Raw genomic sequence first — 9315 nt, 5'->3', positions numbered from 1 at the left:
AAGCTTTAGAACAGTTAATTGATGATGATTGGTTTTCTGATACTATTAATATTGAATTTTAAATGTTTATTGATGATTTCTGAATTTTGCTATAATAGTTGTAGTGAGTAGGAGATGAATAACAAGTACCGAAGAGCCATACATTATTAGTCAGTAATTATATTAACAGCTTACTGGAACAGCAGTTAAATCCCCTCTCGGTTCTAGAATGGCAAATTATGTACTGTCTGTCCACTGACCAGCAATTAACAACTATTACTGATTTAGCACCAAATCAAAACATATTACCGACTGTTTCTAAATCCCAACTTTTACAAGCAATAAGTAGTGAGACAGAATTAATTACACAATGTCATTGTGTTAGCGCAGCGTGGTGTTAGCAATATGGAATGAAGTGGAATGAAGCAATTGCAAGGGTTGTGATTGCTTCCCTTCGCTCGCAATGACTGTAAATATTTTTGTCCAATTACTTAGAAAGGCTATATTCACGCTGTTTAATAGAGAAAGAAGCGGGTAAGTACACTTTGCAACCTGTTCTCAGGGAGTATGTGATGGAACAATTTATTCATAAATTATAATTTGGGCGTTGCTGATAGCCTGCGTGGCGTATCCCTGCGGGAGCCGGAGGCATTAGCCATATCGAGGTATGAAATTTCCAAATTGAACCTTTAAATATCTTACCTTTGCGCCTTTGCGTGAGACTAAAATTCATACCCTTAATCAGCAACGCCATAATTTGATTATATCGAAGCTTGAAAAATCTGATTTGCGGTGAGATCTAATTCAGGAAAAGTTTGGGAAATAATCCGTTCATGATCTCTAAACTTACTAATTTGATATTCTTCATCAACCAAATTACAAACAGAGATTGTCGGTTGTTTAGGATTACCAATAAAATTTCTTCCACCTAAAGCTGCATAATCAACAATCCAATATTCAGGGATTCCCATTTCTTCATAATCAGCATATTTTAAATGATAATCATCACGCCAATTAGTTGAAACAACTTCAATTACTAAAGGTATAGATGCACCATTACTGATGATAGATTGTTTTTTCCATAATTTTTCATTAGCTAGATTTTGCCGATTTAGCACCAACACATCTGGAAAATAACCAGAATCTTTATCCTCTGGTCTAACTATAACTTGGTTAGGAATACCATAGGGTAATCCCAGACGTTTAATTTCAAAGGGAATTTCTACACCTAAAAACCCTTTAACTTCTTCGTGATCACCTATTGGTTGTGCCATTTCAATGATATTCCCATTATGTAGTTCGTAACGTACCCCAGAATTTTCAGGAAGCCCAGCGACAAATTCCTCAAAGGTAGTAACTTTAGATAAAGTTTGAATCATGGCTGTTGAGTATTGCTGACAATAAAAATATTATAGCGGCATCGTCATCTTACAGTTATCGCAATCAAGGGCAGGGTTTCCCCGCCCCTAAAGGTTTTGCATACCGCTATATCAGCAACGCCGATTTTTTTAGGTCGTATACTCAGCGTTAATTTTTACGTAATCATAACTCAAGTCGCAACCCCAAGCCTGACCTGTTCCATGACCATTACCAACACCGACGGAAATTAATACTGTGTCTGATTGCAGATATTCACCATGAGCGGCTGCTTTTAAATATGCACTAGCCGCTGCTTTATCAAAAGGTAAAGGTTGACCATTTTCAAATAGTAAAATATCCCCTAATTTAATAGAGAGGTTTTCCTGTTCAAACCGGACTCCAGCCCGACCAGCAGCCGCCGCAATCCGTCCCCAATTAGGATCATGACCGAAAATGGCGGCTTTGACTAAAGATGACCCGGCAATGGTTTTGGCAATTTGACGGGCTGATAATTCATCATGAGCGCCACTGACTTGGACTTCTATTAAACAAGTTGCCCCTTCGCCATCACGAGCGATCGCTTTTGCTAAATGCTGACATACATAAGTTAACATGGCTTCTAGCTTCTGTGCCTCTGCTCCCATTTCGGTAATTGCTGGGGTGCGAGATTGACCATTTGCTAAAGCAATTAAACAATCATTTGTACTTGTGTCACCATCAACGGTGATAGAATTGAAGCTTCTATCTGCTGCTCTGGTTAACATTTGTTGCCAAAGCGTAGAAGAGACTGCTGCATCACAGGTAACAAAGGCTAACATTGTCGCCATGTTGGGGTGAATCATCCCTGAACCTTTAGCAATGCCACCAATTCGCACCGGACGGTCATTGATAATGGTTTCTAATGCGATGGATTTGGTGATTAGATCTGTGGTGACTATTGCGCCTGCGGCTGCGTCTGAGCCTGTTTCTGATAGTTCTGCAACTACTTTGGGGATACCACCCCGCAATATATCCATTTTAATCCGTTGACCAATTACGCCGGTGGAAGCTAATAAAATGGATTCTGGGTTAATACCCAATTCTTTACCTAACAAGTCTGCACTTTCTTGAGCATCTTTAATGCCTTGTTCGCCTGTTGCGGCGTTAGCTTGTCCCGCATTACAAAGAATGGCTCTCGCGCTATGTTTCCCTTGTAATACTTGACGACAGTAATCTACACAGGCTGCTTTAACTTGGCTAGTGGTGAATACACCAGCAGCGATCGCTTCCACATCTGATACAATTAAGGCTAAATCCGGTAATCCCGAAGCTTTTAGTCCCGCTGTAATTCCCGCTGCTTTATATCCCCGCGCTGCTGTTACACCACCAGTAATTATTTGCCAATCTGCCATAATTTTACTCACAATTATCTATATCACGTTTGCTGCTCAATTACTTTCCGCCTCTGGTTTGATATCAGCGTCCAGTATTTATGTCTATAAGTGAGTTTATCTTTTGATGACAATCTTTTTTTAATCACGAAAATTAAACCTAAAACAAATAAAAGAGAGCCACTTGGATAGCTCTCTAAAATCATCAGGGTGCATTTACTTAGCACGTTATATGATTCTAGCACCAAGGGGTCAAACCCCCTATTTTTTATTTTCTGTTAATGCTTAATTCTGTTTTTTTTCCTTTACGCTCTTTGGGCAATTTGTGGTTGAAGTATTTTAACGAACCACAGAGGCACAGAGAACACGGAGGGAAGAAGGAAGAGAAGATTTTTTTCAGTTATATAAAGAAAGAGAGCCAATAAAAACTAGCTCTCCCAATAATCAAGTTGCGTCTTGTTATCACATTATACGATTGTCGGGGTGAGGGGTGTTACCCTACATTGGTGCATTGAGTTTCTCTTCTACCAATTGATTGGTGAGTTTGGGTTCTGCGCGTTTATCGGTTTTTTTCAGGACTTGTCCCACGAAAAAGCCTTTGAGGTTGGTGTTACCTTTGCGGTATTTTTCGACTTGTTGAGCATTAGCGGCGATGATTTCATCAATGATGGGTTCAAGAATGGTACGATCTGAAATCAGTTCTTGACCAGCAAAGGCTTCTTCTGGGGAAACACCATTGAGTAAATCTGTGAGTTTTTCCTTAGCTTGAGCGTTGCTGATTTTCCCATTTTCAATGCGAGTAATCACATCAGCTAGGTTAACAGCAGTCAGTTTAATTTCGGAAATGGTGAGTTTTTGTTTGTTTAAGTACCCAGCGATATCTTGAGTAATCCAGTTAGCCGCAGATTTGGGATTTGCACCTTTAAAGATTGCACTTTCAAAATAGTCCGCAACTGGTTTATCCTCAGTTAAGACTCGCGCATCATAAGCCGAAAGTCCCAACTCATTTTCATAATAATGGCGTTTGCTTGCAGGTAGTTGGGGTAATTCACTTAACCATGAATCCAATTCTGCTTGGGTGACTTCAATGGGTGCTAAATCAGGTTCAGGAAAATAACGATAATCACTAGAACCTTCTTTGACTCGCATACTACTGGTACGTTGCGAACCTTCTTCCCAAAGCCGAGTTTCTTGAATAATCTTTTCTCCTGATTCAATGGCGGCGATTTGGCGTTCAATTTCATAATCAATCGCTTTTTGAATCGCACTGAAGGAGTTCATATTCTTAATTTCCACCTTAGTCCCAAATTTCTCTCGTCCCACCGGACGCACAGAAATATTCACATCACAACGCAGAGATCCTTCTTGCATATTCCCATCACTGACACCAAGATAGCGCACAATCCGCCGTAGTTCTTGGGCATATTCCGCCGCTTCTTGTCCTGTCCGTAAATCTGGTTCAGAAACAATTTCTACCAAGGGAATCCCCGCGCGGTTATAATCTACGAGAGAATAGGTAGAACCGGAAAGTCTCTCACTCCCAGCGTGGACGAGTTTCCCTGCATCCTCTTCCATGTGTAACCGGGTAATACCAATGCGTTTGCGACTGGGGTTTCCTGCATCATCTACCAATTCAATTTCTATCCAACCATGTTCGGCTATGGGTAAATCATATTGAGAAATTTGGTAATTTTTGGGTAAATCAGGATAAAAATATTGTTTGCGGTCAAATTTACTATACCGAGCGATTTGACAATTTAACGCCAAACCCGTTTTCACGGCGTATTCGAGAACTTTGGCGTTAAGTACGGGTAAAACCCCTGGTAAACCCATACATACAGGATCAATGTTAGTATTGGGGTCAGCACCAAAGGCTGTGGAACTGTTGGAGAAAATCTTGGTATTGGTACTGAGTTGACAATGGGTTTCTAAGCCAATAATCGCTTCATATTCAGTTTTTACGGGTGTGGCTGTGGTCATATCCAAATTTTACAGTTTTTCTGATTTGATTTGGTACTATTTTAGCGGTTTTGTGTTGATATTAAGGGTATCAAATTCCCAAATTGAACCTTTAAAACTCAAACCTCAGTGCGCCTTTGCGTGAGACTAAAATTCATACCCTATAATCAGCAATGCCCAAATAATTAGCGATCGCATTGATTGATCACCTATATGTGCTATGATTCGATGCGATCGCTATAATATCAGGCAATAAAAGAACCAATTGATCAGGGTAATTATCCAAGCAGCATTTCGCCTGATCTGAAAAATTCGGCGTTGTTGAATCGAGGTATGAAATTTCCAAATTGAACCTTTAAAAATCTTACCTTTGCGTCTTTGCGCCTTTGCGTGAGACTAAAATTCATACCCTTAATCAGCAATGCCCAAATAATTAGCGATCGCATTGATTGATCACCTATATGTGCTATGATTCGATGCGATCGCTATAATATCAGGCAATAAAAGAACCAATTGATCAGGGTAATTATCCAAGCAGCATTTCGCCTGATCTGAAAAATTCGGCGTTGTTGAATCGAGGTATGAAATTTCCAAATTGAACCTTTAAAAATCTTACCTTTGCGTCTTTGCGCCTTTGCGTGAGACTAAAATTCATACCCTTAATCAGCAACGCCAAAAATTCTACAACTTCACATTAGGAGGAAGTAGCACTTTATTAATCACATGAATTACGCCATTACTAGCTTTAACGTCTGCCTTAGTAACTTTAGCGTTACCTACATACACTACGCCTTTTTTAGCTTTTATGTTTACTGGTTGACCTTCAACTGTTTTTACAGCACCAGGTTTGATATCTTTAGCGTAAACTGCACCCGAAACTACATGATAGGTCAAAATTTTGACTAAGGTTGGTTTGTTTTCTGGCTTCAAAAGTTTTTCTAAAGTTCCTTTTGGAAGTGCAGCAAAGGCTGCGTCTGTGGGTGCAAATACGGTAAATGGTCCTTGACCAGATAGGGTTTCTACTAAACCTGCTGCCTTAATAGCTGTCACCAGGGTTTTAAAAGAACTGTTACCACTGGCAACATCAATAATTGTGCCTACAGTGGTTTTACTAGTATCAGCTTTCTTGCTCATGGGTGCAGGTTGGCTTTCTGCAAAGGCAGGAACACTGACGAAAAGGGTTGTTGCAGCTACAGTGATAGCAAGTGTTTTACTAAAAACGGAATTCATTATTTCTCGCTCCCACAAATTTTAGTTGAAATTCACCACCAAAATTGTAACAGAATTTAACAATTTATGTTCATTTGTAACTATTCTGCCAGCATTATTAATAACTGTGCCTCTGTCAATTGGCTAATTCCTAAATTCTGGGCTTTTTCTAGTTTAGAACCGGCATCTGCACCCACAACTAAAAAGTCTGTTTTTTTGCTAACTGAATCAGTGATTTTACCACCTGCTTTTTGAATTAAGGCTTTGGCTTCATCCCGTTTTAAGGTTGGTAATGTGCCGGTGACGACAAAGGTTTTCCCAGCAAAATTTTGATTAATTTTCTCTACTGCTTTGGTTTCTATGCTGTTGGCTAATTGTAAGCCAATGGTCTGAATCCGGGAGATTAAGGTTTGATTAGCTGGGGTGCGAAACCATTGATAGACTGATTGGGCGATTTCTGCACCGATACCATAAACGCCTGCAATATCTGATTGTCTGGCGGCTGTTAACTCGGCGACGGTGGTAAACTTCTCGGTGAGTAATTGGGCGTTGACGCTGCCAACGTGACGGATGCCTAAACCATATAATACTCTAGACCAGGGTTGGGTTTTTGATTGTGCGATCGCCTTCACCAATTTTTCTGCCGATTTTTGTCCCATGCGTTCTAACGCAGATAATTTATCTGTTGTCAATTCATATAAATCAGCAATGGAATGTATTAAACCCTTGTCTACGAGTTGATACACCAACTTTTCTCCCACACCTTTAATATCTAAAGCGTCACGACTGACCCAATGTTCAACCTCACCTTTAAGAATCGCCGCACAGGAAGCATTTACACATCTAGTAACAGCTTCGCCCGTTTCTCTCACCACCTGTTGACCACAGACGGGACAATGGGAAGGCATAATGAAAGGTTGAGTATCAGCGGGACGTAGTTCTTTGATGACCCGGACAACTTCGGGAATGATTTCTCCGGCTTTGCGAACAATCACGGTGTCGCCAATGCGGATATCTAATTGCTCAATGCGATCGCTATTATGTAAGGTAGCACGAGAAACAGTTGTTCCCGCTAATTGTACTGGCAACATTTCCGCTAAAGGAGTTAATGCCCCAGTTCTACCAACGTTAACGGTAATTTTTACTACACGGGTTGGGGCTTCTTCCGCCGGATATTTTAAGGCTATAGCCCAGCGGGGAAACTTCTGTGTAAACCCCAATTGTTCTTGGAGTCTAAACATATTTAATTTAACGACAACACCATCCGTCATATAGGGAGAATTCAGCCGTTCTGTATCCCAATATTGGTAATATTCAGCAACTTCAGCGATAGAATGGCAGAGTTTATGATTGGTATCCACTCGAAAACCCATTTTTTGCAACAATTCCAAAGCTTCCCATTGAGTATTGGCAATACTAGAATCATCCAAGCCTGTAATATGCAGAGTATAAGCAAAGAAATCTAACTGTCGCTGTGCTACAATCCGTGAATCCAGTTGCCTGAGCGTACCCGCCACAGCGTTGCGCGGATTAGCGAATAACTGTTCTCCAGCCTTTTGTCTCTTCTCATTAATTTCCTTAAATACCTGTAAAGGTAAGAATGCTTCTCCTCGGACTTCCACCTTAGCAATATTTTCTAACCCGTCAAAATGCAAACGGAGGGGAATTGAGCGAATAGTCCTGACATTTTGGGTAATATCCTCACCCATTACCCCATCTCCTCGCGTTGTCCCCCTGACTAAGAAGCCATTTTCGTAAGTCAAAGCCAAAGCTGCACCATCAATTTTTAACTCAGATACATATTCTACTTCTCCGGTATTATACTGAGTAGGTGAGTATCGCCGCCACCGTTGATCCCAACTTTGCAATTCTTCAATATTGAAAGCATTTTCCAGGCTATATAGGGGAATATTGTGACGAACTGAAGTAAAATGGGTGGCAGGGCGATTGCCAACACGCTGAGTTGGACTATCAGGAGTAATTAATTCGGGATTTTGTGTTTCTAATTCTTGCAACTCTCGATACAGCCGATCATAAACCGTATCTTCCATAACTGGCGCATCTAAAACATAATAGGCATAACTAGCTTGTTGCAATAAGCGGCGTAATTCTTCTATACGTTTTACTTCCGGCTGATTTGACATCATCAGTTTCATAACAAAAAAATAATAACAGTGGGAATTTAATTATAGGAATCCGGTTTGATTCTGTGAATTTACTTGTGTGGTCAGGGAACAGTCAACAGTCAACAGTCAACAGTCAACAGTCAACAGTCAACAGTCAACAGTCATCATGACTCAAACTTTCATAAACAAACCCCCCATTATTATCGCTCATCGTGGTGCAAGTGGCTACCGTCTTGAACATACTTTAGCTAGTTATGAATTAGCAATTGATTTAGGTGCTGATTATATTGAACCCGATTTAGTTATTACTAAAGATGGTGTTTTAATTGCCCGTCATGAAAATGAAATATCCGCAACTACTGATATTGCTAATCATCCCGAATTTGCCCATTTAAAAACCACGAAAATTATTGATAATGAAATTAAAACAGGTTGGTTTACAGAAGACTTAACCATAGCAGAAATTAAAACCTTAACAGCTAAAGAACGTATTCCCCAATTACGCCCTCAAAATCTAGTTTATGAAGGAATATTTCCTATTCCCACTTTTACAGAAATCATTGATTTAGCCCAGCATAAAAGTCAAGCAATTGGCCGTAATATCGGCATTTATCCTGAAACGAAACATCCCAGTTATTTTCAATCAATTAGTTTACCATTAGAAGACACTTTATTATTAAGCTTACAAACAGTTAATTTACCCATATTTATTCAATCCTTTGAAGTTAGTAACCTCAAAGGATTGTCTCGAAAAACAGATTTACCATTAGTCCAACTCATTAATGATACTGGTCAACCTTACGATTTTATGATTAATAATAATCCCCGAAATTATGCAGATTTATTAAATCAAAAAGGGTTGAAAGAAATTGCCGAATATGCCCAAGCAATAGGTGTAAATAAAAACTTATTAATTCCCAGAGATAATCATGGTCAATTACTATCACCAACATCTTTAATTATAGATGCTCATGCAGCTAATTTACAAGTTCACGCTTGGACTTTTAGAAATGAGGATTTTTTCTTACCCTTAGACTGTCAAGGAAATCCTGAACAGGAATATCAATCATTTTTTAAATTGGGTGTAGATGGTGTATTTAGTGATTATCCAGATAAAGCCTTAAAAGTCAAACTCTATGAATAATCTAATAATATAAGTAGGTTGGCGTTGAAAATTGTCGTTATGGCAAGGCAAGAGGCAAGAGTGAAGAGGGTTTGGGCGATTTTACGTTTCTTTACACAGTTTGGTTTTATTGTGTTCACCTACTTACTTATTTATCAGATATATGATTCATAATGGCTGTATGATTAGC

Annotated in this window: 6 protein-coding genes; 1 reads left to right on the top strand and 5 read right to left on the bottom strand. The window is 39.5% G+C overall.

The window, feature by feature from the left end; translation table 11 throughout:
* Positions 1 to 740: 740 nt before the first annotated feature.
* The 5 genes from IQ228_RS13940 to ligA all read right to left on the bottom strand — a co-directional run bounded on the left by IQ228_RS13940 (position 741) and on the right by ligA (position 8023).
* Positions 741 to 1358: a Uma2 family endonuclease gene (locus tag IQ228_RS13940; protein ID WP_193963196.1), complete on the bottom strand. Its 618-nt coding sequence runs from the start codon at positions 1356 to 1358 to the stop codon at positions 741 to 743.
* Positions 1359 to 1487: 129 nt separating this feature from the next.
* Positions 1488 to 2729, bottom strand: coding sequence for a bifunctional ornithine acetyltransferase/N-acetylglutamate synthase (argJ, locus tag IQ228_RS13935; RefSeq protein WP_193963195.1), 1242 nt, complete (start codon positions 2727 to 2729; stop codon positions 1488 to 1490).
* A 477-nt stretch (positions 2730 to 3206) separates the two neighbouring features.
* Entirely contained in the window at positions 3207 to 4688 is a 1482-nt protein-coding gene (gene gatB / locus IQ228_RS13930) for an Asp-tRNA(Asn)/Glu-tRNA(Gln) amidotransferase subunit GatB (protein WP_193963194.1), read from the bottom strand.
* A 660-nt stretch (positions 4689 to 5348) separates the two neighbouring features.
* On the bottom strand, positions 5349 to 5897 hold the full coding sequence (locus IQ228_RS13925; RefSeq protein WP_027401020.1) for a fasciclin domain-containing protein: 549 nt from the start codon (positions 5895 to 5897) through the stop codon (positions 5349 to 5351).
* An 80-nt stretch (positions 5898 to 5977) separates the two neighbouring features.
* The gene (gene ligA / locus IQ228_RS13920; protein WP_193963197.1) at positions 5978 to 8023 is read right to left on the bottom strand and encodes an NAD-dependent DNA ligase LigA; all 2046 of its coding nucleotides are present in this window, start codon (positions 8021 to 8023) and stop codon (positions 5978 to 5980) included.
* Positions 8024 to 8168: 145 nt separating this feature from the next.
* On the opposite strand from ligA, the gene IQ228_RS13915 reads away from it, so the two are divergent.
* On the top strand, positions 8169 to 9146 hold the full coding sequence (locus IQ228_RS13915; protein ID WP_027401018.1) for a glycerophosphodiester phosphodiesterase: 978 nt from the start codon (positions 8169 to 8171) through the stop codon (positions 9144 to 9146).
* Positions 9147 to 9315: the final 169 nt, after the last annotated feature.

Origin of the sequence: Dolichospermum sp. LEGE 00246 (genome assembly GCF_015207865.1) — a bacterium.
Lineage (GTDB): Bacteria > Cyanobacteriota > Cyanobacteriia > Cyanobacteriales > Nostocaceae > Dolichospermum > Dolichospermum heterosporum.
This window is presented reverse-complemented; position numbering and strand designations above follow the sequence as displayed.